21 protein-coding genes and 1 pseudogene are annotated in these 25,205 nt (G+C 69.0%); 11 read left to right on the forward strand and 11 right to left on the reverse strand.

Annotated elements, in window-relative coordinates; all coding sequences use genetic code 11:
* Positions 1–129 precede the first annotated feature (129 nt).
* Entirely contained in the window at positions 130–624 is a 495-nt protein-coding gene (locus SNAS_RS29830) for a hypothetical protein (protein ID WP_144300687.1), read from the reverse strand.
* 481 nt (positions 625–1,105) lie between these two features.
* Between SNAS_RS29830 and SNAS_RS34575 the strand changes: the two genes are divergently transcribed.
* From SNAS_RS34575 to SNAS_RS29855, 4 genes and pseudogenes are all read left to right on the forward strand, one after another.
* Entirely contained in the window at positions 1,106–2,305 is a 1,200-nt protein-coding gene (locus tag SNAS_RS34575; protein ID WP_083787268.1) for an N-acetylmuramoyl-L-alanine amidase, read from the forward strand.
* 3,379 nt (positions 2,306–5,684) lie between these two features.
* Complete coding sequence (locus tag SNAS_RS37880; protein WP_425281058.1) at positions 5,685–6,977, forward strand: SCO7613 C-terminal domain-containing membrane protein; 1,293 nt, start codon at positions 5,685–5,687, stop codon at positions 6,975–6,977.
* 85 nt (positions 6,978–7,062) lie between these two features.
* Positions 7,063–8,560 (forward strand): annotated as a pseudogene (locus tag SNAS_RS29850) (FAD-dependent monooxygenase).
* The gene (locus SNAS_RS29855; protein WP_013021230.1) at positions 8,557–9,168 is read left to right on the forward strand and encodes a TetR/AcrR family transcriptional regulator; all 612 of its coding nucleotides are present in this window, start codon (positions 8,557–8,559) and stop codon (positions 9,166–9,168) included. The pseudogene SNAS_RS29850 and the gene SNAS_RS29855 overlap by 4 nt, the downstream one beginning before the upstream one ends.
* Here the strand turns inward: SNAS_RS29855 and SNAS_RS29860 are convergent.
* Positions 9,165–10,955, reverse strand: coding sequence for a thioredoxin domain-containing protein (locus SNAS_RS29860; protein ID WP_013021231.1), 1,791 nt, complete (start codon positions 10,953–10,955; stop codon positions 9,165–9,167). The genes SNAS_RS29855 and SNAS_RS29860 overlap by 4 nt on opposite strands.
* A gap of 113 nt (positions 10,956–11,068) precedes the next feature.
* Here SNAS_RS29860 and SNAS_RS29865 point away from each other — a divergent pair, with 113 nt between their 5' ends.
* Entirely contained in the window at positions 11,069–11,890 is an 822-nt protein-coding gene (locus SNAS_RS29865) for an alpha/beta fold hydrolase (protein ID WP_013021232.1), read from the forward strand.
* A gap of 40 nt (positions 11,891–11,930) precedes the next feature.
* Here SNAS_RS29865 and SNAS_RS29870 read toward each other — a convergent pair whose 3' ends face one another.
* Positions 11,931–12,533 (reverse strand): CGNR zinc finger domain-containing protein, encoded by a 603-nt coding sequence (locus SNAS_RS29870; RefSeq protein WP_013021233.1) that lies wholly within the window; start codon positions 12,531–12,533, stop codon positions 11,931–11,933.
* Positions 12,534–12,611: 78 nt separating this feature from the next.
* Here SNAS_RS29870 and SNAS_RS29875 point away from each other — a divergent pair, with 78 nt between their 5' ends.
* Positions 12,612–13,349, forward strand: coding sequence for a metallophosphoesterase (locus SNAS_RS29875; RefSeq protein ID WP_013021234.1), 738 nt, complete (start codon positions 12,612–12,614; stop codon positions 13,347–13,349).
* A 2-nt stretch (positions 13,350–13,351) separates the two neighbouring features.
* Positions 13,352–13,972, forward strand: coding sequence for a LysE family translocator (locus SNAS_RS29880; protein WP_013021235.1), 621 nt, complete (start codon positions 13,352–13,354; stop codon positions 13,970–13,972).
* 48 nt (positions 13,973–14,020) lie between these two features.
* Here the strand turns inward: SNAS_RS29880 and SNAS_RS29885 are convergent, their stop codons facing one another.
* Entirely contained in the window at positions 14,021–14,479 is a 459-nt protein-coding gene (locus tag SNAS_RS29885; protein WP_013021236.1) for a carboxymuconolactone decarboxylase family protein, read from the reverse strand.
* A gap of 75 nt (positions 14,480–14,554) precedes the next feature.
* Here SNAS_RS29885 and SNAS_RS29890 point away from each other — a divergent pair, with 75 nt between their 5' ends.
* Positions 14,555–15,424, forward strand: coding sequence for a sigma-70 family RNA polymerase sigma factor (locus SNAS_RS29890; RefSeq protein WP_013021237.1), 870 nt, complete (start codon positions 14,555–14,557; stop codon positions 15,422–15,424).
* Positions 15,425–15,476: 52 nt separating this feature from the next.
* On the opposite strand, the gene SNAS_RS29895 is transcribed toward SNAS_RS29890, so the two are convergent.
* A complete protein-coding gene (locus SNAS_RS29895) occupies positions 15,477–17,384 on the reverse strand; it encodes a beta-propeller domain-containing protein (protein WP_013021238.1) in 1,908 nt (635 codons plus the stop codon).
* Positions 17,385–17,507: 123 nt separating this feature from the next.
* Here SNAS_RS29895 and ddaH point away from each other — a divergent pair, with 123 nt between their 5' ends.
* Complete coding sequence (gene ddaH / locus SNAS_RS29900) at positions 17,508–18,287, forward strand: dimethylargininase (protein ID WP_425281059.1); 780 nt, start codon at positions 17,508–17,510, stop codon at positions 18,285–18,287.
* Here ddaH and SNAS_RS29905 read toward each other — a convergent pair.
* From SNAS_RS29905 to SNAS_RS29930, 6 genes are all read right to left on the reverse strand, one after another.
* Complete coding sequence (locus tag SNAS_RS29905; RefSeq protein ID WP_013021240.1) at positions 18,256–18,759, reverse strand: hypothetical protein; 504 nt, start codon at positions 18,757–18,759, stop codon at positions 18,256–18,258. The genes ddaH and SNAS_RS29905 overlap by 32 nt on opposite strands.
* Positions 18,756–19,820, reverse strand: a complete 1,065-nt coding sequence (locus SNAS_RS29910; protein ID WP_013021241.1) for a hypothetical protein — start codon at positions 19,818–19,820, stop codon at positions 18,756–18,758. The genes SNAS_RS29905 and SNAS_RS29910 overlap by 4 nt, the downstream gene beginning before the upstream one ends.
* Before the next feature lie 12 nt (positions 19,821–19,832).
* Positions 19,833–20,264: a hypothetical protein gene (locus SNAS_RS29915; protein ID WP_013021242.1), complete on the reverse strand. Its 432-nt coding sequence runs from the start codon at positions 20,262–20,264 to the stop codon at positions 19,833–19,835.
* Positions 20,264–21,538: a hypothetical protein gene (locus SNAS_RS29920; RefSeq protein WP_013021243.1), complete on the reverse strand. Its 1,275-nt coding sequence runs from the start codon at positions 21,536–21,538 to the stop codon at positions 20,264–20,266. Before SNAS_RS29920 ends, SNAS_RS29915 begins: the two co-directional genes overlap by 1 nt.
* Positions 21,526–21,915: a hypothetical protein gene (locus tag SNAS_RS29925; RefSeq protein ID WP_013021244.1), complete on the reverse strand. Its 390-nt coding sequence runs from the start codon at positions 21,913–21,915 to the stop codon at positions 21,526–21,528. Before SNAS_RS29925 ends, SNAS_RS29920 begins: the two co-directional genes overlap by 13 nt.
* 89 nt (positions 21,916–22,004) lie before the next feature.
* A complete protein-coding gene (locus SNAS_RS29930; protein WP_013021245.1) occupies positions 22,005–22,907 on the reverse strand; it encodes a serine protein kinase RIO in 903 nt (300 codons plus the stop codon).
* Between the two features lie 337 nt (positions 22,908–23,244).
* Here SNAS_RS29930 and SNAS_RS29935 point away from each other — a divergent pair, with 337 nt between their 5' ends.
* Together SNAS_RS29935 and SNAS_RS29940 are read left to right on the forward strand one after the other, a co-directional pair.
* The gene (locus SNAS_RS29935) at positions 23,245–24,228 is read left to right on the forward strand and encodes a LysR family transcriptional regulator (RefSeq protein ID WP_013021246.1); all 984 of its coding nucleotides are present in this window, start codon (positions 23,245–23,247) and stop codon (positions 24,226–24,228) included.
* Positions 24,210–25,157, forward strand: coding sequence for a GNAT family N-acetyltransferase (locus SNAS_RS29940; protein WP_013021247.1), 948 nt, complete (start codon positions 24,210–24,212; stop codon positions 25,155–25,157). The genes SNAS_RS29935 and SNAS_RS29940 overlap by 19 nt, the downstream gene beginning before the upstream one ends.
* Positions 25,158–25,205: the final 48 nt, after the last annotated feature.

Raw genomic sequence — 25,205 nt, forward strand, 5'->3', positions numbered from 1 at the left:
GAATAACCGTGGCCCGGCTTTCATGCCGGTCCCCGCCGAGAATACTCGTCGGTAATGAAACCGGCGGTGGGTCTTCGAACACGGAAAAAGCCGCCGGACGACGCAGCGCGTCCTCCGGCGGCTTCGGGTTCAGTCGCAGTGCCCAGGTTCGGCGTCGAAGCCGACGCCGCCGACTGAACCGCCCCAGCGGACGCACTTGCCCGCCGCTGGCTGGGTCGCCGGTCCGGCGTAGTACTTGAAGTCACCGGCGTCGCTGGTGCGGGTGCCGCCTTCGGGTTCGACGTAGGCCGACACCGCCGAAGCCTGTCCGACGGAGACGTACTTCAGGGTCGCGACGCACTTCGAGCCGCTGGCGTCGGCCATGAGGTGCACCTTGCCCAGCGATGTGTCGCCTTCTTTCAGTTCTCGCGATTCCAGCTCGTTGTAGCCGGAACCGCAGACCTGCTGCGGCGTGTACGGGCTGGAGCCGTCGCAGCCGTTGAGGCTGGTGTAGCTCTTGTCGCCGTAGTAGTAGATCTTCTCGTTGTTGAGGTAAATCTCCTCGACGGTGCCGAGGTGACCGCCGGTGCGCTGCTCGTAGTGAGGAAGCTGTTTGGTAACCCCGCCAGTCGATCGACGGGGCACCATTTGAGTGTTCGAGGAACACGACCTTGCCTTGGCATCCTCGCCCCGCAATGGAGCGATTCCTACTGCGCCTCCCGTACAACCTTGCGGCCACATCGCTAAAGACGCCTCGGTGGGTTCCTGCTTCATCGCCACCTGCCACATCACGTGTGGTCTTATATGCGGCTCCACAGGCTTAACGTCCCGCATACCCTGCGGTAGGTCCATGTAGTGACTTAGCAGCCACAATACGAACACATGAACCATACCACGTATGCAGCCGGCCAGCGCGATCACCGCCAGCCGTAGCCGGGAGGGGAAGGGGAATCGGGTCATGTGAGGGCTCCTTCGCGGTCTCGCGGCGGCTGGCGCCGCGACACGTCGGACCCTCATGGTCCTCGCCTGACCTCACAACTCGGCCATAAAAGAATCCAAAGGCATCGATGAGATACGGTCGCGATACCCACCGGTCAGACCCTTTCGGACACGAGGTACGGGATTCGTGACACCAGGTAAGCGCATCGCCGCCCTGCTGCTGGTCGTGCTGGCGCTGGCCGCGTGCAGCCGTCTCGACGGGCGGTCGTCCGACTCGGCCTCGGCCTCGGAGTCGCCGTCGGAGTCGGCGAAGGCGGGGCCGCTGTCGGGGCGGACCATCGCCGTGGACGCCGGACACAACGGCGGCAACGCCGACCATCCGGAGGTCATCAACGAGAAGGTCGACGTGCTGACCGGCAAGAAGCCGTGCAACACCGTGGGCACCCAGACCGACGACGGCTACACCGAGCACGAGTTCAACTTCTCGGTGGCCGCGCAATTGGTCGAGCGGCTGGAGTCGGCCGGGGCGAAGGTGGTGACGACCCGCGACGACGATGACGGGGTGGGGCCGTGCATCGACGAGCGGGCCGAGGTCGGCAACAAGGCGCACGCGGACGTGTCGGTGTCGATCCACGCCGACGGTGGTCCGGACGACGGCCGGGGGTTCCACATCATGGAGCCGGTGCTCATCAAGGGGCACACCGACGAGATCGTCAAGCCCTCGCAGAGGCTGGCGAAGCGGATCGCGAAGACCTATGCGGACAGCACCGGTATTCCGCCTTCGGACTACATTGGCGATGAGGGCATCAACCCGCGCGACGACATGGGCGGGCTCAATCTGTCCACGGTGCCGGTCGTGATGGTGGAGTGCGGCAACATGCGCAATTCCAAGGATGCGAAACTGTTGTCGGACAAGGACTTTCACGGGGACATCGCCGAGGGGATCGCGGACGGGATTGTCGACTACCTGGAATCCGCGTTATCGATTCTTGGCCAAAAACGTCAATACTTCGTATCCAAATTTCGAAATGTTTACAACCTTCACTGCCTAAACTTGAGGGCTTTACGCCGTCGCGCAATGTCGACAGTTAAGGACCCCGATGGTAACGGCATCCCCGAACCAGCGAACCTACATATGTCCACAATGCGGCGCATCGGCCGGGGTGGACCACTGTCCGCACTGCGGCCGTGGGCCGTCGCCGTTGCTGCGGGCCCTGGCCCAGATCGACGACGAGGTCGACGTACGGCGCTTCGAGGCCAACCAGCTGCGCGAACAGCTCAACGCGGTGACCGACAAGATCCAGGCGCTGCGCAAGCGGCGCAGGGCCGTCACGTCCGAGCTGAACCGGATGCTGCGCGAGTCGACCGCCAAGCGGGCGGCCGTTGACCCCGACCCGACTCCGCCACTGCCGCAGCCGATCCCGGTCGCGCCCGCCGAGCCGCAGCCCGCCCCGGTGGCCCAGACCCGGACCCCCGAGGCCAGCACCCGCTCGGTGCAGAACGTGCTGCTGTCGCTGGGCGGGGTGCTGTCGGCCGCCGCCATCATCGTGTTCACGGCGGTGGCCTGGGCGACCTTCGGCGCGCCCGGCCGCGCCGGGATCCTCACCGTCATCACGATCGGGCTGATGATCCTGCCGCTGTGGATAGTCCGTCGTGGACTCACCGCGACGGCCGAGACGGTGTCCGGCCTGGCGATTCTCATGGTGCCCTGCGACGCGATGGCCCTGTACCTGTTGCGGCTGTTCCCCACCTCGACCACCGAACCGGTGATGGAGGAACCCGCCACCCACGACTTCGGCGGCACCATCACCACCGCGCTGACCTCCGGCATCCACACGCCCGGCATCGGGGCCGGCCTGCTCGTCATCACCGGCATCGCGGTGGCCTACCGGATGCTGACCCGCATGATCGTTCCCGGCTACGCCGTCGCGGTGCTGGGAGTGTTCACGCTGGCCGTGGCCGCCCTACAGTCCAGTGTGGCCCTGGGAACCGGGCTGCTGCTGGGATCGGCGGCCATCCAGGCGTTCGCGGCCACCCTGTTCGGCCGCCACCCCGCCCGCCGGGGCCGAACCGCGGGACGGGTACTGGTGCAGACCTGCGGCGCCCTGGCGGCGATGACACTGCTGGCGGCGGCCCTCTACAGCGTCGGCAGCACCAAGCCCGGCTACACGCTGCTGGCGGTCACGGCGCTGGCGGCGGTGCTGCTGGCCGTCACCCAACGGCTGCCGTCCACCTGGCGCCCCGGACCGCTGTGGACGGTTCGCATCACCGTCGCGGCCTCGGCGTTCGTGGCGGTCGCGCTGGCCCTGATCGTCGCGGGCCGCTGGCTGCTGCTCCCGCTCCCGGCCTGGAGCGCCACCCTGGACGTTCCCGATTGGCCGCTGGATCCCCGGTTCCCGTTTGGCTGGCGGCTGACCGCCACCGTCGTGATCCTGACGGTGGTCGTGGCGGCGCTGCTCCCCTACGACCGCTGGGCCGCCGCGATGTCGGCCAACGGGGCACCCGAAGACCTACCCGAACCCGGCCGACCAGCCACAGCGTCGGCCACGAGCACAACCGACGTTGACGGCACGACAGCGTCGGCGCAGGCCAACGCGCCGCACTCGGCGACAGTCGACGCTAACGGCGCGACAGCGACAGCGACGTCGCGAGCCGACGTGCCGCACTCGGCCACGGCCGACCACGCCTCGGCGCCGACCGGAACCGGCCAGCCGACATCGGCCGCCGCGGCCACCACGTCCCCGGACCCGTCCACCACCGCCCGGCCCGCAGCGACGCTCGCGGGCGGGGTGCTCGCGCTGCTGACCGTGGCACCGGCCCTCGGCTGGTCGTGGCGGGCCAGCGCGCTGCTGCTCACCGCGGCCGCCATCGCCATCGTCGCCGGGGCTCTGGCCGTCAAGCAGCGGCGGCTGTCGCGGGCATTGTTGATCAGCGCCATTCCCGTGGGGCTCAACGCGATCGTGCTGTCGCTCGGTGGTGACGCCACCACGTTGACGGTGCTGCTGGCCGCCTGCGGCTGCCTGGCGATCCTGGCCCCGCTGGCGTGCCTGCGCGGCCAGCTGGCGCCCGGCGGCGCGCTCGCCGGTACCGCGTTGTGGACGCTCATGGCCGCGCTGCCCGTCGCCTGTCACCTGCTCGGCCTCGCCCCGTCCCACGTCGCCGCGCTGTCCGGGATCCTCGCCGCCACCGCCGCGCTGCTGGGCAGCCTGCTGTTGACCCACCGCGCGAACGCGTACTTCCGGCTGTTCGTGTCCTGGACCCTGTTCGGCCTGCTCGGCGGCATCGCCACCACGGCCCTCACGGCGGCGATCATCGCCGGTTCCCGTCCCGTCCCGCTCTTCGTCGCCATAGCCGCCTTCGCGGCGCTGCCGATCCTTCTCGCCATCGCCGTCCGCCTCGAAAACACAGTGGACTTCCATGGCCCGCCGGACGACACCGAGGCCGAGCCGAACCTTCGCCGGGTCCGTCGACTGTGCACCGGCCTGGCCACCATCGCGCTGCTGGCCACCCTCGGCGCCTACGTCAGCATGTGGGCCCCCGCCGACACGCTCCCCGGCTACGTCATCCTGGCCCTGGTGGCCGCGATGGTCACCCGCGTCCTGCCCCGCCGCTACGGCGACGGCCCCGACGTGGGTTCCTGGACGGTCGCCGGTATCGCCTGCGGCTTCGCCGCCGCGGCGGCACTGTCCACGATCCCGGCCCTGTTCGGCCTGACTCCGACGCTGCCGTGGCTCGACTGGCGCACCCCCGCGCTGCTCGGCGTGGTGGCGGTGGCCAGCCTGCTGCTGCTCCCGTCCGCCTGGCGGACCGCGACCGCCACGACGGCGGCCACCCTCGGCCTGCTGTCCGCGCCGGTCGCCTGGACCGTCCCGTGGTGGTCGGGCCCGACGCTGTTCACCGTCCTCGCTGTCGCCTATGGACTGTGGGCCGTGTTCAGTCCCAAACCCAAGCCGCCCCAGCAGTCCACGAACCGAGCCGACGCCGAATCGACAGGCTCGCTAGCCTTCGCCGCGTCCGCGAGCTCCCGCACCGAAGCCGAGCCGCCCGGCCCGCACGCCACCGCCGCCGAACCCTCGGCTGAGCCGCGCGACCGCGCCGCCGGCACCGGCGAAACCTGGTCCTTCCCGCCCGTGGCCACCGTCTGGGCCCGCGGCCTGGCCGCGTTCGCGTTCGCCGCCTACGGCCTGGCCGCCGCCGCCCTGCACGCCAACGCTCCCAGCCCCACCGCCCGCTACTCCCTCACCGCCACGCTGGCCGCCGCGCTCGTGTCGGCCTGCATCGTCATCGCGGTGCTGGCGTACCGACGCCAGCGCGTGGTCGGCGGGCTCGCCGTCGCGTCCGGACTGATACTCCTGCCCGGAACCGTGGTCATGGCCGGGCTGGCGATGCACGCCCGGACCGAGCCGATCCAGTTGGGCGCCATGGCCGCCGCGTGCTTCGGCCTGCTCGTCGCCGCCGGGCTGCGGTTCGGCGCGGTCGGCTACCTCGGCTGGGCGACGCTGGTGGTGCCGCCGGTCGCCGTGGCCTGCGCCCGCGCCGGGGTGCCCAGCCACCAGTCGGGCATGTACATCGCCGTGGCCGGGCTGGTCGGTGTCGGGGCGGCAATGCTCATGCTCCCCAACCGCCGCGCCGCGATGATCCGCACCGGCCTGTCGGGCATCGCGATCCTGTCCACGATGTTCAAGGTCCTGCCGCTGTCGATCGCGACGATGACGCTGCCGTACCGCTGGCTGGGCTCGGTGTGGACCGAGACCCCGCTGACCACCATGGACGGACTGGTCCCCAGCGGCTCGGTGCCGCGGTTCCTCGTCGACGCCACCGGCTGGGACCTGGCGATCCTCGCCGTCGGGGTCACGACCGTGGCGCTGGCGATCCTCGGGCTGACCGGACGCGGCTGGGGCATCGGCGCGACCTTCGTCGCGCTGGCGATCGCGCTGCCGACGGTGCCGGTCGTGTTCGACCTGCCGTGGCCGAGCCTGCCGTTCGCGGCTCTGGCGATCGCCGTTGCCGCCTACGTCCTGTCGACCCATGTGAAGCTGCCCGCGTCGCAACTGTCCATACTCACCATCGTCGCGGTGATCTGTTGCGGCACCGGCCTCACCGGCTCACTGGCCTCGCGCGGCGCCACCCTCGCGGCGCTGACCGTCCTGAGTATCGGGACCCTGACCGGCGGCCTGCTCGGTGCCTCGACGGCGCGGCGCGCCACCGGCTGGCTGCTGTCCTCGGCGACCGTCACCGGCCTGGTCACCGCCACCGCCTTCGCCGCCGACCTGCCGACCGGGCGACTGCCGTACGGCATCGTCGCCGTCGCCGCGCTGTTCCTGGCGCTGGCCTCGGCCCGCACCCCGCTGACCGGCCCGGCGACCTGGGCCGCCGAGGCCAGCGGCCACCTGGTCGCCCTCGCCGCGGTCGCCACCGCCACAGCGGTTTCGGTCAAGACGGTCGCCACCACCATCTCCACCCCGGCGATCGTGCTGGTCATCTACGGCGCCCTGCTGGGCCTGCTCGCCGTCCGAGCCGCCCCCGACGACGACGCCGACCGACTGCTGACCTCGAAACGTTGGTACACCGCCGGTTCCATCACCGCCGCCTTCGCCGCGTACTGGCTGCTGCTGGCCGACGCCCGGGTCTCGGTCATCGAGGTGTACACCGTCCCCTTCGCACTGGCCACTTTGCTCGCCGGTTGGCTGGAGCTGCGCCGCCGCCCCACGCTGAGCAGCTGGACGGCCTACGGCCCAGGCCTGTGTCTGCTGTTGCTGCCGCCGCTGGCGCAGATCCTGCTCACCGAGGACGAACCGCTGCGACGCCTCGGCCTCGGCGTGGCCAGCATCGCGATCCTGTTGCTGGGCACCCGACAGCGCTTCCAGGCCCCGGTCGTCGTCGCCACGATCATGCTCGTCGTGCAGACCGGCTACGAGATCACACTACTGTGGACGCTGGTGCCGTCCTGGCTGCCGCTGGCGATCGGCGGCGTCCTGCTGCTCACCCTGGGCGCGACCTTCGAGAAGCGCCGCCGCGACCTGCGCCGCCTGGCCGGAGCCATCACCGACATGCGCTAACCCCGGCCGCTAGTCGACGCTCGGCTCAGCGTCGACTAGCATTTGTATACGTAGCCGTTTACGTATTCAAATTGAAGAGACCGACGTGCCCCCAACCCAGGTCCTCGTCACCGGAGCCGGTCCCACCGGCCTGACCCTCGCGTGTGGCCTCGCCGCCCAAGGCATCGCGGTCACCGTGGTCGACGCCGCCCCCGGCCCCGCCACCACCTCCCGCGCCAACATCCTGCACGCCCGCGGCGTCGAGGTCCTGACCCGCGTCGGCGCACTCGGCGACCTCCCCGCCCGCTCACTGGCCCCCGTCGGCATGACCATGCACGCCCGGGGCAAAGCCCTGACCACCATGCGATTCGCCCCCGACACCCGCGAATCGACGCAGGCCCTTTTCATCTCCCAAGCCGCCGTCGAGGCCGAACTGCGACGACGCCTCGACGAACTCGGCGTACCGATCCAATGGAACCGCCGCGTCCTGGCCGCCACCCCCGACACCGACGGCGTCACCGTCGACTTCGGCGACAACGCCCCGATCCGGACCGACTGGCTGGTCGGTTGCGACGGCGCCCGCAGCACCGTCCGCGGCCTGTCGGGCATCGACTTCCCCGGCGTACCGGTCGTCGAACAGTTCCTGCTGGCCGACGTCCGCGCCGACTGGGACCGGGACCGCTCCACGTCCGCCGGCTGGTTCCACACCGACGGCATGCTGCTGGCCATCCCGATGCGCGACAACGACGGCGGCCTGTGGCGGCTGATGGCCGACGTCCCCAAGACCTCCGAACACCTCGAACCCGAGCAGATCATCGCCCGCTTCGAGCGACTCCTGCCCGAACGCACCGGCGAGACCGGCGTCCGGATCCGGGAAGCACTATGGACATCGGTCTTCCGGATCCAGCGCCGCCTGGCCGACTCCTACCGCGCCGGACGCGTCCTGCTCGCCGGGGACGCGGCCCACATCCACAGCCCGATCGGCGGCCAGGGCATGAACACCGGCATCGGCGACGCCGAGAACCTCGCCTGGAAACTCGCCCTGGTCGCGCACGGCCGGGCCGACGAATCCCTACTCGACACCTACACCGCCGAACGCCGTCCACTGGCGACAGAAGTCCTGAGGCGCACCACCGCCAACACGCGCGTCCTCGTCGGCGACGGCCCCGTCTCCCGCGCCCTGCGTGACTGGCTCTTCGTCCCGCTGCTCAACCTGCCAGCGGTGCAACGCGACCCGAACCGCGTCCCAGCTGTGGGTCACCTACCGCGACGGCCCACTCGGCGCCCGGGGCAAAACCCCGCGACCGGGAGACCGGATCCCGGACCGCGACTGCGTAACCGCCGACGGCACCCCCACCCGCCTCTACCAGCACCTGAGCTCCGCGTGGGTCGTGCTGTCCCGCAACGATTCCCCCACGGCGGACACGGTCGCGGCCACCGCCCGCCGACACCTCGGCGAGGATGTCACGGTGCTTCACGACCCGACGAACGCCGACGACATCCTCGTGATCCGCCCCGACGGCCACCTCGGCTGGCGCGGCGACGACCCGGCCAAGCTGGCACAGTGGCTCACTGACAACGTCCACACGAGGGAGTCGCCATGACAGCGCCCAAGACCGACGGCCCCGGCCGCCCCCGCGATCCGGCGGCGGACAAGGCGATCCTGCGCGCGGCCATCGACCTGCTCGTCGAACGCGGCGTCGACCAGACCAGCATCGAGCAGATCGCCAAGCGCGCGGGCGTCGCCAAGGTAACCGTCTACCGCCGCTGGCGCACCAAGGAAGACCTGTTCGCCCAAGCGATCGAGACCGCCCGCCAGGACATCCCCAACACGGCCGACGCCGACCGCCCCTCCGAAGCCCTCCCCCAGGTCATCGCCGACCTCCTCCCCCGCTGGGGCCAAGTGCTCGCCGAACCCCGCTTCCGGGCCCTGACCGCCCGGCTACTCGGCGCGGGCCCCAGCCACCCCAAACTGCTGGACGCCTACCGCCGCCACCACGTCCAACCCCGCCGCGAACTGGCCCGAGCGGCCATGATCCAAGCGCAGGCCGACGGCGTGCTGTCACCGTCCGCCGATGTGGACATGCTCATCGACATGATGACCGGAGCCATCATGCAGCACCTACTCCTAGAACCCGAACCGTTGCACCCCAAGGACATCAGCGACTACCTACGCCGACTCCTCCAACAAGCCGGGTTCACCATCGCCTAACTCTCACTCTCCGTTTCGGCCAACCGCAACGCCACCGCCGCCAACCCGGTGGTAAACCGAGGATGCTCGGTCAACAGCGGCTCGGCCAAGGCCACCGCCCGCCAAGCGGCATCCCGGTACTCCTCCCGCCCGGTCTCATTCCCGTAAGCCAACAACGCCGAAGCCGCCAACGCCCACCCCGACGGAGTCGGCCCGTCGGTCGGATCGGCGGGCCGAGTCACCAACGTCTCCGCGTCCGCCGCCGTGTCGTGCAACGCGCCGGTCTCGTCGGTGAACTGGTCCACGATCACCCCGACCAACTCAGCCGCCCGCTCCAGCCACACCTCGTCCGCCGTCGCCCCCCAACGATCCAGGTACGCCTTCGCCACCGCACCGTAGTCCTCCAAGATCCCCACGGCCGCACCGACTTCCCCATCCCGCGAAACCCGCCGCAACCGGCCGTCCACAGTATGCACCTCGGCCAACAACCGCGCCGCCCTGTCCGCCGCGGCCTCCGCCCAAGGCACCTCAAACTCCCGCGCGTACCGGGTCAACGCCGAGATCGCCAGCCCGTTCCAGCAGGCCACGACCTTGTCATCCCGCTCCGGCTGCGCCCGCTGCCCCCGCGCCGTCAGCAACCGCGCCTTGACATCCGCGTACCGCTTCATGTCCTCCGGATCCACCGGCAACTGCAACACGCTCGTCCCGTGCTCGAACGTCCCACCTTCCGACACCGCGAAGGCATGCGCTGCCCACTCCCCGTCGTCCTCCCCCAACACATCCCGCAACTGCCGAGGCGTCCACACATAGGTCGACCCCTCGACCCCCTCAGTATCAGCATCCAAAGCGGACGCGAACCCGCCCTCAGCCGTCCCCAGACCCTCCACAACAAACCGAGCGGTCTCCTCGGCGACCCGCCCGAAGAACTCCTCCCCGGTAACCCCACCCAACCCCGCATACGTGTCCAACAGCAACGCGTTGTCGTACAACATCTTCTCGAAGTGCGGCACCGTCCAACTGGCATCCACGCTGTACCGCGCGAACCCCCCACCCAACTGGTCGTACATCCCACCCCGGGCCATCCGACTCGCGGTGTGCCGCAACACCTTCCGGGTCTCCGCATCCGGGTTCTCCCGGTACCACTCCAACAGAAACGCCAGCACCGGCTGATTCGGGAACTTCGGCGCACCCCCGAACCCACCATTGCGCTCGTCATACGCCCCCTGAATCGCCGCCACCATGTCCCCCAACACCGCAGCCCCCAACGGCGGCCGGGGCGGACAGGGCTCCCCGATCGGACAAGCCTCGGTCACATCAGCCAGCTTCGGCCCGGCCGAGGCCAACGCCTCCACAATCGTGTTCCCCTGCGCCACAACCTCTTCCCGCTTATTGGTCCACGCCTCATCAACAGCGTCCAACAACCGCAAAAAATGCTCACGCGGAAAATACGTACCCGCGAAAAACGGCGTCCCCTCCGGCGTGGCGAACACCGTCATGGGCCATCCGCCCTGCCCGGTCAACGCCACCGTCGCGTTCATATAGACGGCATCGATATCCGGCCGCTCCTCCCGGTCCACCTTCACGGGAACACACATCTCATTGACCCGGGCCGCCACCTCGTCATCCTCGAACGACTCATGGGCCATCACATGACACCAGTGACAAGCGGCGTACCCCACCGAGATCAACAACGGCACCTGCCGCCGCTTCGCCTCGGCCAACGCCTCCTCCCCCCACGGATACCACTCCACCGGGTTCCCGGCGTGCTGTCGCAGGTACGGGGACAGAGCGTTCGCAAGCCGGTTCATCCCCCCACCGTCTCACAGGCGTCTTCCGAAGAATTTTCCCGAGGGTGTCGATCCGGGGCCGGGTCGTTCGACGCACGGGTAGGAGACAAACCCGAATCAGCGAGGAGAAAACCATGAACGTCACCGTTTCGGCGAACACGCTCACGACGCAGGACGGCGAGCTGTACTACGAGCTGCGGGGTAGGGGGCCGTTGGTCGCGCTGGTCGGCGCGCCCATGGATGCCGACGCGTTCGCGCCGTTGGCGGAGCTGCTGGCCGTCGATCACACCGTGTTGACGACCGATCCCAGGGGGATCAAGCGGAGCAGGCTCGACGATGAGACGCAGGTGTCGACCCCGGAGTTGCGGGCCGGGGATCTGGCTCGGTTGTTGGAGGAGGTCGACGACGGGTCGGCGGTCGTGTTGGGGTCGAGTGGGGGTGCGTTGACCGCGTTGGCGTTGATGCAGGCCCGGCCGGAGTTGGTGCGTGCCGTTGTCGCGCATGAGCCGCCGGTGGACGCCCTCTTGGAGGACCGGGAGGTGTATTTCGCGGGCACCGACGCGATCATCGAGCGGTATTTGGCCGGGGATGTGGTGGGGGCGTGGAAGAAGTTCATGGTGCAGGGGAACATCGACATTCCCGACGAGGCGATCGAGTTCATGTTCGGGGGTGAGCGGGATCCGCAGGCGGTGAAGGACGAGCGGCGGTGGTTCGCGTATGAGTTGCGGGCGACGACGCGGTGGGAGCCGGACCTGGAGGTGTTGCGGGGCAGCCGGAGTCGGATCGTCGTGGGGATCGGGGAGGCGTCGGCCGGGCAGGAGTGCGATCTGACGTCGCGGGCGCTGGCGGAGCGGCTGGGGATTGAGCCGGTGCTGTTTCCCGGTGACCACACCGGGTTCGCGGACGATCCTGCCGCGTTCGTGCCTCGGTTGGGGGAGGTGTTGGCGAGGGTGTGAGGTGGGACGGCGGTGCGGGCGGGTGGGCGTCCGCACCGTTTTAGGTGTCGGCCGGGGTTTGGTCGCGGTGGCGGCGGTAGTGGCGGGCGGCTCGGGCTCGGTTGCCGCAGGAGGGTTTGCAGAACTCTTGGCGGCCATGGCCTTTGACGAAGTAGCGGACGCAGCGGGGTGCGGTGCAGGCGCGGATGTCGGGGCGGTGCGGGCCGGTGAGCAGGTCGATGGTGGCGCGGGCGAGAGTGGCGGTCAGGGTCGGGGTGGGAGGCGCGGTGACGGCGGTGACGCGTTGGCGGGGTGGGGAGTCGTCCAGCCATTGGAGGTGCGGGACGGTGGGGACCTGGGCGGCCGCGGTGTTGACGCGGTTGATCGCTTCGTCGAGGGGTAGGAGGCGGTGGGCGTCGGCGGGGCTTGGCGGGCCGGGGCGGACGGCTCGGGCCAGCAGGGTTCGGGTGGCCTGGCGGAGTGAGATGACCTGGTGCCAGTCGGGGTCGTCGGCGGTGAAGCGGGTCGCCCAGGAGCCGAGGCGGTCGGAGCGGGCGCGGACCCAGCTGGTGAGGCCCTCGGGGGTGGCCAGGTCGTCGGTGACTCCGCCGTTTCCGTCGTGGCGGATGGTGCTCGCCAGATCCAGCGCCAACAGTTCGACCATGGGTCCCAGATTACCGACGGGGTTCTAACGGTTATATTCGGGTTTCCCGTTAGAACTTTTGAGCGTAGGAGTGCCCCCATGGTTCTGCTGGCCCAGATCAGCGATCTTCATCTCGATGGCAGTGAGCGTGCGACCCAGCGCGCGGTTCGGACCATGGAGTACCTGCGTGGTTTGGCCACGCCGGTGGACGCGTTGTTGGTGACCGGGGATATCGCCGACCACGCCGAGGTGGCCGAGTACGAGGAGGCGGCGCGGCTTCTCAAGGCGCCGTTTCCGGTGCTGATGTGCCCCGGCAACCACGACGCCCGGGGTCCGTATCGGGAGGTCCTGTTGGGGGAGGCAGCCGACGAGGCGCCCGTCAACCGGGTGCATCGGGTGGGTGACATCGCTGTGCTGATGTGCGACTCGACGATTCCCGGACGGGATGACGGCGAGCTCGATGAGCGGACCCGGGAGTGGATCGCGGCGACGCTCACCGAGTTGGGTGGCACTCCGGCGCTGGTGGCGTTCCACCATCCGATGGTGAACATGCACCACCCGTTCGTGGACTCGCTGCGGCTTCGCAACGGGGAGGAGCTCGCCGCGCTGTTGTCCGGCTTCGAGAACGTGGTGGCCATCCTCACGGGGCATACCCACACCGCCGCGGCGTCGAGTTTCGCGGGACTTCCGTTGCGGATGAGCCCGTCGGTGACCTACGCGCTGCGGTTGCCCTGGGAGGGGGACGAGATCACCAACTGGGAACAGCCGCCGGGGGTGGCGTTCCATGTCGTCGATGAGAACCGGGAACTCATCACGCACTTCCGCTCGGTGGCCTGAGGGTGAGTGTCCATATTGTCGCGGGGTTTCTGCTGGCCGTGTTTCCGTTGATCGCCACGCCGGGGGCGAGTTTCACGTTGATGACGCAGCGGGTGATTCCGCACGGGGCCCGGCATGGGGTGCCGGTCATCCTGGGCACGATCGCCGGGTTGTACGTGCACGCGACGTTGGCGGCGGTGGGGTTGTCCGCGTTGGTGATGCGGTCGGCGGAGTTGTTCGCCGTCGTCAAGGTCGTCGGCGCGGTGTACCTGGTCGGGCTGGGGTTGTGGACGTGGCGGACGAGTTTCGGCACATCCGAGGCGGCGACGACGCGGACGGGGGCGGCGAGTGGGTCGACGTTCGTGCAGGCGCTGCTGGGCAACGTGCTCAATCCGAAGGCGGCGTCGATCTTCCTGACGCTGGTGCCGCAGTTCCTGGACTCGACCCGGCCGATCGTGCCGCAGATCCTGATCCTCGTGACGGCGCAGTCGCTGCTGATCACCGTGTGGCTGTTCGGCTGGGCCGCTGTCATCGGCCGGGCCGGACGCGCGTTTCGGTCTTCCGCGTTCACCACCGTGTTCCGGCGGATCACCGGGACGGTGCTGATAGGACTCGGGGTGCGGGCCGCGTTCGGGTCCCGGTGAGGCGCGACGGCGGGGCGGACGAGTCGCTCGTCCGCCCCGATCCGCGTCTCAGGCCCAAGTCACTCCGGCTTCCTGCCGGGTGATCGCGTTGACGCGGTTGACGAAGTTGATCAGGCCGATGAAGGCGACGAGGGCGGCCAGCTGCTTCTCGTCGTAGTGCTTGGCGGCGTTGTCCCAGATCTCGTCGGAGACGGACTCGGGACGGTCGGCGATGCGGGTTCCCGCCTCGGCCAGCGCCAGGGCGGCCTTCTCGGCGTCGGTGAACAGCGGCGATTCGCGCCAGATCGCCACCGAGTGGAGGCGTTCGTCGGTCTCGCCGTTCTTCTTGGCCGCGTCGACGCCGCCGTAGACACACACGCCACAGCCGTTGATCTGGCTGATGCGCAGGTGGACCAGTTCCATCGTGCTTCCCGACACACCGGCCGTGCCCAGCGCCTTGTTCAGGTGCAGGAAGGGCTTGTTGAGGTCGGGCAGCAGCATCATCGGGTTGTTCAAGCGAGCGTTCATGGTTAGCTTTACTCCTGGTTCGTGGTTTGTTGGCTTCTCACCTCATTGACGAACCGCGACGGAGGAACCAGACACGTGGACGAGAAAAAACTTTTGGCCGAGCGTTTCGAGGCGCATCGGGACCATCTGCGCGCGGTGGCGTACCGGATTCTGGGTTCGCTGGCCGAGGCCGAGGACGCGGTGCAGGAGACCTGGCTCAAGGCCGAGCGCGCCGACACCACCCAGGTCGAGAACCTGGGCGGCTGGCTGACGACCGTGACCGGGCGCGTGTGTCTGGACATGTTGCGGTCCAAGAAATCCCGACGCGAGGACTCACTGGACGACAAGCCCACCGAGCCGGTCGTCAGGGTGCATCGCCGCACCGACCCCGAGGAGGAGGCGCTGCTGGCCGACTCGGTGGGGTTGGCCCTGCTGGTGGTGCTGGACACGCTGTCGCCCGTGGAGCGGCTGGCGTTCGTCCTGCACGACATGTTCGCGGTCCCGTTCGCCGACATCGCGCCGATCGTGGAGCGCAGTCCGGAGACGACGCAGCGGCTGGCCAGCCGGGCCCGGCAGCGGGTGCGGGGCAAGTCGGTCGCCGAGGACGCCGACCGGTCGCGTCGGCACAAGGCCGTCGACGCGTTCCTGCGCGCCGCCCGCGAGGGCGAGTTCGAGAAGCTGCTGGCGATGCTGGCCCCCGACGTGAAGTTCCGCGCCGACGAGGCGGCGGCCCGGCTGGGTGGCACGGCGCTGCTCGACGGGGCCCGGTCGGTGGCCGAGAACTTCAACGGTCAGGCGCAGCTGGCACGCACGGTGCTGCTGGACGGCGAGGCGGGTGCGCTGGTGGCGCCGCGCGGCAAGCTGCTGCTGGTGCTGGAGGTGCGATTCGACGGCGACCTCATCTCGGAGATCACCGCGATCGCGGACTCCGACCGGCTGGCCCAGATGGAGGTGTCGCTGCCGTAGCCGGCAGCGGTCGGGGCGGCGGCCGAAGCCACCGCCCCCAAACCGGGTGTCCTCAGTTGTAGGGCAGCCACTCGCGTTCTTCGAGACTGTCGAGGTCGCTGGCCATCAGGCCCGCGTCGGAGATCGTCCACAGTGCGGTGCCGATGACGATGGAGCGGCCGACCGGCGCGTAGGACCTGGTCGCCTCGTGTTCGATGCTGCCCACCTTGGACAGTTTCTCCTCGCCGATCTTCAGCGCCAGCATGCTGTTGCCGCCGCCGTCGTAGCTGGCGACCGGGACGACGACGAGTTCCTCGTCCTCCCAGTAGAGGAAGGCGTGCGGGTCGTACTCGACCTCGGAGATGTCCGCGTCGATGTCGTAGGTGTCCATCTGGGTGGGATCGGACGGGTCACTGACGTCGAACAGCGACACCTGGGTGCCGGTGATGGTGCCGTCATCGGTGCCGGACTTGCCGACGCCGATCAGGCGGTCGTTCGAGACCGGGTGCAGGTAGGCCGAGTAGCCGGGGATCTTGAGTTCGCCGGTCTTCTTGGGTTTCTCGGGGTTCGACAGGTCGATCGTGTACAGCGGGTCGGTCTGGCGGAACGTCACCACGTATCCGGTGTCCTTGATGAACCGCACCGCTTTGATCTGTTCGTCCTTGCCGAGCCCGCCGACCTTGCCGACCCGTTTCAGCGAGTCCTTGCCGACCTTGAGGGTGTAGACGCTGCTGGACGACTTCTTCGCCACCTCGCCGTCCTGGCTCCACTGTGGCTGTTTGGTCGTCGCCACCCGCAGGTGTCCGTCGTATTCGGACATCGAGTACTGGTTGAGCAGGTAGCCGGGCACCTTCTCGGAGGACTCGAACTTCACCTTCTCGCCGGTGATGCCGAAGCGGTACAGCTCGGTGGCGTCGCTGCTGGATTGGCTGTCCTCCCGGGCGGCGAACTCGGTGCGGTTGTTGGCGATGTAGATGGCGTCGGCGGTGCCGTAGACGGTCTCGCCGTCGGCTTCCAGGCTCAGCGGTTTGCCGTCGTCGAGTTTGCGGGTCAGGTCGAAGGACAGGATCGTCAGCGTCGCCGAACCGGAGTACTCCGTCGGCCGGGCCAGCGAGCGGCACGGGACCTGCTTCTCCTTGTCCCCCACGCTGTAGCGCGGCAGCCAGTCCTCGATGGTGGAGTCGTCGATGGCGTCCTCGCGGGCGTCGGTACTGTCCTCGAACAGGCCCGGCTCCTGGTACGGCAGCCGCGGGTTGGAGCTGATGACGACGCGGGACATCTCCTCGACCGATCGAGCGTCCACAAACGAGCCTTCGATGGTGTAGTCGTTGATGACCTTGGGATCCGAGGTCGACAGGTCGACGAGGGTCAGCGTGGTCGCCGAGGGCGTGTAGCTGTCCTCCTTCTTCCACTCCTCGGGGATCGACTGGGTGGAGTACGGCGAGATCACCAGCGCCCGGTCGCCGTGCAGCAGCAGCGTCGCGCCGGAACCGTATTCCTCGGCTTCGGCGATCTTGACGCTGCCGGAGAAGTCCTCGTCCTCGGCGTCGACGACCCACAACCGCCCCTGCGACAGCGACACGATGCGCTCGCCGTCGGTCTTGACGATGTCGGGTTCGTCGACGCCCTCCTCCTGCACGTTGGTGCCGGAGTGGTCGCCGCCGGATTCGCTGTTGGAGTCGCTGGGACCGGCGGCCTTGTCCTGGCCGGAGCCGTCCTCGGCCCTCGCCTCCTCGTCGGTGGTGTAGCCGCCGAATCCGGAGGCCTCCAGGTCCGCCTTCGCCTTGGCCTTCAGCTCTTCGAGTGCTTCGTCGCAGGAGTCGAAGGACGTCAGGGCGCCGCTCAGCCTCGGGGCGCCGCCGTCGCCCTCGATCGTGCCGCCGCCGCCCTGGCTGCTGGTGCACGCGGCGGTGAAAGCGATGGCGCACAGGCCGATCGTCGCCAGCGCGATGTTGCGGCGGGGGTATTCAGTGGGTCGCATGGCTATGTGACGGCCGGGTTCGCTGAATGGTTCCCGATGGCCTATCTCATTGTCAGATGACGGCTTGATCATTTAGGATTTCGCTTCGTGACTGCCGAAACCGCTCGCGAGCGCCAGTACCTGCTGGCCACGCCTACCCATTTCACCGTCGCCTACGCGATCAACCCGTGGATGGACGCCACCGAGCCGGTCGACACCGCGCGGGCCATCGAGCAGTGGCAGGGACTTGTCACCGCGCTCACCGACCGCGGCCACCGGGTGCACGTCCTCGACCCGGAGCCGGGACTGCCGGACATGGTGTACGCCGCCAACGGCGCCTTCAGCGTGGGCGGGGTCGTGTTCGGCGCCAAGTTCCGCTACCCGCAGCGCGCCGCCGAGGCGGCCGCCCACGAGAAGTGGTACCGCGAGCGCGGCTGGCGCTTCGTCGCCCCGGCCGAGGTCAACGAGGGCGAGGGCGACTTCGCGTACGTGCCGGGCCCGGGTCTGGCGCTGGCCGGATACGGCTTCCGCACCGAACCCCGCGCCCACGCCGAGGCCGCCGAGGCCCTGAAGCGGCCGGTCATCTCACTGAAGCTGGTCGACGAGCGGTTCTACCACCTGGACACGGCGCTGACGGTCCTGGACGACGACACCATCGCCTACTACCCGCAGGCGTTCTCGGCCGCCTCGCAGGAGATCCTGCGGCGGCTGTTCCCGACGGCGGTCATCGCCGACGAGGCCGACGCGCTGGCGTTCGGGCTGAACCTGGTCTCCGACGACAAGCACGTGTTCATCAACGCCGAGGCCACCGGCATGGCCGACAAGCTCGCGGCGCGCGGCTACGAGCCGGTCGTGGTGGACCTGTCGGAACTGAAGAAGGGCGGCGGCAGCGTCAAGTGCTGCATCGCGGAGCTGCGGGACTGACCCTTAACCAGGTGTCGTGCCGGAATCGTTGCCGGCGCAACCGGGCCAGGCCGCTGGCGTAGTCGGCCAGCACCGCGTCGACGGCGGTTTGTGCTTCGGCGATCAGCTCGGCGCCGTCCAGGGCGTCCATCGCGTTGTCAGCGAGCACGCAGCGCCAGGTGACGAGGCCGCGGCTGCCCAGCCGCAGCCAGCCCCGCCGCGACGAACCGTTCGCCCTGAGATCGTCCGCGGCGCGGGCCTTGGCGCCCCGGATCTCGCGGCGGGCCTCGAAATACGCGGCGAAGGATGGACCGAGCAGCGCCGTGAACTGGCCCTCGAAGCGCCGGGCGTCGTAGTCGCGGATCGCCGCCGAGCGGACGGACAGCGTGACCGAGGGGCCCTGCCGGATGACGAGCCGCAGCAGGCCGTCGGGCGAGGACCCCTCGACGGCGAGGTTGTCCAGCCGCCGGTACTTGTCGGCGGGGCTGGTCACTCCGGCCACATCGACGTGCGGATCGTGTCGGCCGACGGCGGACTGCCGGGTTCGCCCACGATGCTGGGTCGCGGGATCGTGAACAGCGTGAAACCGTAGTCGTCGTTGGGGGCCTGTAGCGCCTTTTCCATCATTCCGACGTTCTCGCGCAGCGTCGAGGTGATCTCGGCGAGCGACTTCTCGTACTCGTCGTGCATCTTCTTCAGCGCCGTACCCATCTTCTCGATGACGTGAGCGGGCGTCTCGGACATGAAGTCCAGGGATTCCTTCTTCGGCAGTTCGTCCTTGGCCAGGCCGACCACGACCCCCAGGGTCGCGGAGCCGATCGCGACGCCCAACGGCGGGTTCGCGATGGTCGCGGTGCCGATGGCGACCGCCGCGCCCGCGACGAAGATGGCGGTCTTCAGCTCGTCGCCGTCCAGGAAGTCGAGGGTGTTCTTGGCTTCGTTGAGGGCGCTGATCACCTCGTCGACGATTCCCGTCAGCGTCTGGCGTTTGCGGAGATTGACGAGGTAGATCGCCTCGGTGGCCTGCGTGAACACGTTGAGGGCGAAGACGTTGTTCTTGTGGATGACGTCGATCGGGTTGACGACCGCGTGACGCAGGTTCTCGGCGAACAGCCCGTTCCAGTCACGGACGTGCGCCTCCATCGAATCCATGTGGTCGTCCATGGTCGCGTCGAGCAGGCCCGGGAATGAGTCACTGGAGCTTCCCGGCGCGACCATCTTGATCGTGCCGTCGGCGACCCCCAGCCGGTGCTCGACCTGCTTCACCGACTTGACGAGCGCGTCCAGCTCGGCCGGGTAGGGACGGATGTGTTCCAGGATCTGGTCGGTGTACTGGCGGTAGTAGCCCGACACGGACGCCTTGTCGCTGTCGTAGCAGATGGGCCCGGGTCCGATGGCGACATCGTCGCCGCCGCAGGGTTCGCCGTTGGCGTGTTTGACGGCGTCGCGGGTGTTGTGGTCGGAGTCGCGTTGGGCACTGCTCTTGAAGGTCACCTCCATCGCCAGCTTGTGGATCTTCTCGGCCTTTTCCTTCAGTTCCTCGGGGCCATACATGGCGACTCCTTGTCAGCTCGGGTAGACCGGTTCGCGGGGCACGTCGTCCGGTTCGGTTGGCGGGGACGGATTGTCGTAGGACCGGCCGTCGAGACCCTTGCCGGTCTTGATGATCGAGTCGAGTTCCCGCTTGGCGTGCTCGTCCTGTTCGGTGAACGCGGTGACGGCGTTGTTCACGGCTTCCTGGACGCGCAGCAGGTTGTCGGCGTTGGTGGCCAGGACGCGTTGCAGCAGTTGCCGCATCGCCTCCCACTCGGGGTGGGGTTCGCTGCTGGCCTTGTCGAGCGCGTCGTCATGGGGGAAGGCGTTCTGGGCGGCGGCCTGGGTGTCGTTCAGCAGTTCGGTCGCGTCGGAGTACATGTCGGCCACCGCCGGTACGTGCACGTTCGCGAACAGATGCAGCTTGTGCAGCTCACCGCCGAAGCTGGTCCCGGGTTGGTTCATCACTCGTCCTCGTTGTGTTCGAAGTAGACTCTCGGTTTGCGTTGCCTCATACCGTCGCGGGCGGCGACGGTGCCGGGATCGTGTTCGTGACCGCCGTGTCCCCTGTGGCCGCGAATGACGGGGGCGACGGTGGCGCGGTCGACCGTCCATTCCGTGGTGCGTTCACCGTCGGCGCTCAGCGTCGCCTCCGGTTCACCGGACGCACGGACGGGTGTGCGCGTTGTGCCCGGTTTCGCTTGGGGGCCTTGGATCGACGCCCGAATGCCGCCTTCGCGCCGGAACCGGGGTGTCGCGGGCTTGGCGGGCTGTCGCGACCCGGTCGTGGGCCTCGGGTTGGCGGACTGCCGAGTCGGCGGGGTCGCGGACGTCGGACTCACCTTGCCGCGCCACGACTGGATCGGTTGCGGCGTAACAGTCGTAGGCCGGGTGGGCGGCAAGGCCGGGGTGGGGCGGGCACCGTGGTTCACCGGGTTGACCAGGCCGCTCGGGCCGGGCCTTGGGGCAGGCTGCGGGCTTCCGTGGATCGGCAGGCCGGTCCGGCCGCCGATCACCGGCGGCAGGGTGGGCTGGGTCGGCACGTGGAACGTCGCGGACGTTGGCGTCGGCGTAGCGGTGGGTGCCGGTGCGGTGGTTTGCAGCTCCGGGCCGAACGACGCGACCGACCGGCCCCGATCGCCGTGGTAGCCACCGGACTGGTGCGCGCCGCTGTCGCCCGCGCCTTCTCGGCTCGGCCAGCCGCGACCGCCGCTGTACGTGGTGCCGTTGTCCCCCAGCCGATCGCTGTTGTGGGTCGGGGAGTCGACGGGTTTGCGGACGCCGCTGTAGGCGTCGAAGTCCTTGACCGACGCCGCCTCGCCGCGATAGTCGTCGGCGAACTTGGAGTACCTGGCCCGCATCTCCTGCTCGATCTCGGCGCGGGTCACCTTGTCCGTGGTGGCCTCGTAGCGTTTCCACAGCCGTTCCAACTGGGTGTGGGTGTCGCCCCGGGCTTCGGCGACGCGTTCCATGGCCGCCTGGAGTTCGCCGGTGTTGGCCGCGTAGCCGCTCATGTGGGCGCGCAGTTTCGTCACCGCTTCGCCCAGGGCGGCGCCGAGGTGACCCTTGGCGTCGGCGGCGTCGAAGCCGAAGCGGCCGGTCTCGGACATCTCCTGGTTCTTGACGTCGAGGGAGTTGCCCAGTCGCCAGGCGCCCCAGGCTTGGCGGGACCATATGGGGGCGTTGGCCTCGGCGACCTGCGACCACTGCCAGATCTGTTCGGCGCTCAGTTCGCCCATGGCAGCCAGCCCTCCGGGAGGTAGTCGCGGGTGATCTCGCCGAGGCGTTCGGCCGAGATGACGTCGGTGTTGTCCATCTCGGATAGTGCTTGTTCGGCGATCGCGCCGAGGGCGTTGAGTCCTTCGAGGATCGCGCGGTGCTGGACGGCGGAATCGACCAGTTGGGTGGCGAAGCGGCCGCCCGCCTCGCCGACGCCGGGGCCGTCGGGGATCGGAACCGGCATGCCCGCGTGGACGCGTCCGGTGTTCGCGTCGGGGGTCATGTCCTGTTCGGGCAGACAGGCGTCCTCGCGCCACCCGGTCAGGTTCGCCGCTTCGGTCTGGCACCACCGGTAGAACCGGCGCATCGTCTCTCTGTTGACGACTACCTCGGTCACGCCCGCCTCCATCTGTCGGCCTGGCTACCGATCCTGACGGACGTGACCGCTTCGGAGCCGTTTCCCGTACGACTCCGGACAGCCGGGGACTACCGCAGCCCGGCGTCGTGGCACAGCTCGACGACGAGCCGTTCGACGCGCGATTCGTCGAGACCGCGGGCGGTGAACCATTTGCCGACGTTGGCCACGTCGCGTTCGATGAAGCTCCGGCCGCGCGGGTTGGCGATGACGTCGACGACCTGAGGGACGTCGATGAGCACCAGTCGTCCGTCCTGGACGATGAGGTTGTACGCCGACAGGTCGCCGTGGGCGTACCCGTCACGGGCCAGGATGGACAGTGTGAAGCGCAGCTGTTCCCACAGGTCCTCGAGTTCGGCGGCTTCGGGACGCAGCTGGGCCAGCCGGGGTGCGGCGGTACCGTCGGGTTCGCCGATGAACTCCATCAGGATCTCGGTGCCATCGATCTGCACCGGGTACGGGACCGAGGCTCCGGCCTGTCGCAGCCGCACCAGGGCCGCGAACTCGGCGGCGGCCCACTGTCCGGCGATGACCTGCCTGCCGAACCGGGTCCGGTTGGCCATGGCGCGGGCCTCGCGGGACTTGGCGACGCCACGGCCCTCGAGGTATTCGGCGTTGCGGTGGAACATGGTGTGCTCGGCGTCGCGGTATCGCTTGGCCGCCAGCAGACAGCGGCGGTCGGTGCCGGGGACGGCGCGTTCCAGCAGGAACACGTCGGCCTCCTTGCCGGTCTTGAGGACGCCGAGTTCGTGGTCGACGGCGGCCGACTCGGTGACCAGCCAGTCGGGAAAGGGCTGGGGACCGCGTTGCAACGGCTCCCGCGAGTCCCAGGTGGACCAACGGTCGCCCTCGGGCGGGCCGTCATAGGAGGTTTCCTCCAGCCCCCAGTCGAATTCGCCGTATTCGTAGTCGAAGTCGTCGGCGTCCATGCGACGGAGGTGCTTCTTGCTGGCGCGAACGGGGTTTTTCGGCATAGCGGGCGGCTCCTGGAGAGCTGGTCCGCGGGTGCCTCAGCTGCGTGAACGGATGACACCGGCGGAAACGAAACGGGGAATCGAGGTGGCGTGCGCCTGGAGGGCACGCGTGGAGAAAGCAGCCATCGTTACGCGCCTCCTCTCGATTCGCCGGTCGCCGTGCAGCGCCGGGTCACAACACTTCCGGAAGCCTTCCATGGCGTCCCGGAATCGCGCAAGTCTTTTTTCGATGACGTTCCTCGATGTGACGTAGTTCAGTCTCACCGCAGTTCAGGGGCCCGACAACGCCGAACCCGGTAACGTTCGACAACCCACCGGTTAACGATCGAGAGGCCCCATGGAACTCAGGGACATCGAGATCTTCCTGACCCTGGCCGAGGAACTGCATTTCGGTCGCACCGCCACCCGGCTGCGGGTGACACCCGCGCGGGTGAGCCAGTCCATCGCCAAGCAGGAACGACGCATCGGCGCCGCGCTGTTCGACAGGTCCAGCCGCAGCGTCGTCCTGACCGCCATCGGCGAGCGGTTGCGCGACGACCTTTCCGAGGGATACCAACGCATCCAGCAGGGACTGGCCACCGCGACGAGCGCGGCGAAGGGACTCACCGGGGCGCTGCGGCTCGGCGTGCTCGGGCCGGTCATCCACGAGCTGGCGCCCATCACCCGCACCTTCGGGGCCCGGCATCCCGAGTGCGAACTGAGCTTCCGCGAGATCCCGCTCACCGACCCGTTCCGACTGCTCCGCGACGGAGGCGTCGACATCGCCGTCCTGTGGCTGCCGGTCGAGGAACCCGACCTGACCGTCGGGCCGGTCGTGTTCCGGGAGAACTCGGTGCTGGCCGTGGCGGTCAACCATCCGCTGGCGCGCCGCGATTCGGTGAGCCTGGAGGACCTCGCCGACCAGGTGGTCGTGCAGGCGGCGAGTCCGGTCCCCGACTACTGGGTGGACGCCCTGTCACCGCGGCACACCCCCAGCGGCAAGCCCATCAAGCGCGGCCCCAAGGTCAGCACCAACGAGGAGAGCCTCGCCGCCATCGCGTCCGGCCAGGCCGTGGCCCCGGCGCACGAGACCGACGCCCGCTACTACGCGCGTCCCGACATCGTCTACGTGCCGATTCACGACGCGAAACCGCAGCGGTGGGCGCTGATCTGGCGCACCACCGGCGAGACCGAACTGATTCGCGCCTACGTCCGTGTCGCTCGTGAGATAACCGGTGGGTTAACGATCGTTTCGCGAAACGCCGTTGGCGCGCGTCGCGTGACCGGCGAACATGGGCAGTCCACCAACCTTTCGGAGAGACCATGCCCCGCGACGATCTGACCATCCGCCCGCTGGCCGACGCCGGTGAACTCGACCTGTTCCAGCGGCTCGACTACGTCCTCGACGACGAACTCGCCGACGACCTGGCCACCAACCGGCGACGGCCGCGGTGGCTGTGGATCGCCACCCGCGACGACCGGGTGCTGGCCCGCGCCGGCTGGTGGGGCGGGCCGGACGACGAGGTTCCGGCGAGCTTCGACTTCTTCGACGTCGACGACTCGCTGCCGGTCGACGAGGCCGTCGCCGTCGGCGTCGAACTGGTGGCCACGGCGCTGCGCCACGTCGTCCCGTCCGGTGCCACGCCGCCCGAGTACGGCCGGTTCATCCCGCCGGACTGGCGCGAGGACCCCGCCGCGCGGCAGGCCGTCGAGACCCGGTTCGCGGTGCTGGAGAGGCTCGGCGCCCGGCAGCTGGTCGAGCGGCTGCGGCTGGAATGGCGCGTCGGAACCCCGCTGCCGAAGCGCAGCACCCGGTTGCGGTTCCGCGCCGTCGCCGACCGCGAGGAACTGATAACGCTGATGACCCCGGTACAACAGGGCACTTTGGACGCGCACAGTCAGTCCGATCTTGCCTCGTTGTCGCCCGAAGCCGCCGCCGCCAAGCACTTCGACGAGGAGTTCGCCCACTTCGAAAGTCCCCGCGACTGGTGGCGGGTGGCCACACTCGACGACGGCGAGCCGGTCGGTTTCGTCATCGCGGCCCGCAACACCTACAACCCGATCATCGCCTACCTCGGCGTACTCCCCCAGCACCGGGGCCACGGCTATGTGGACGATCTGCTCGCCGAGGGCACCCACATCCTCGCCGCTCAGGACGTGCCCCGTATCCGCGCCGCCACCGACCTGGCCAACGTCCCCACGGCCAGGGCCTTCGAACGCGCGGGCTACGTGAACTTCGCGCGGGCGGTCAACTTCACCTGGGAGCACTGACGCAGTACGGTTTCCCCAGGTTCACCCCCCGGTCGGCCAACCGTCATC

Source organism: Stackebrandtia nassauensis DSM 44728 (assembly GCF_000024545.1).
GTDB lineage: Bacteria > Actinomycetota > Actinomycetes > Mycobacteriales > Micromonosporaceae > Stackebrandtia > Stackebrandtia nassauensis.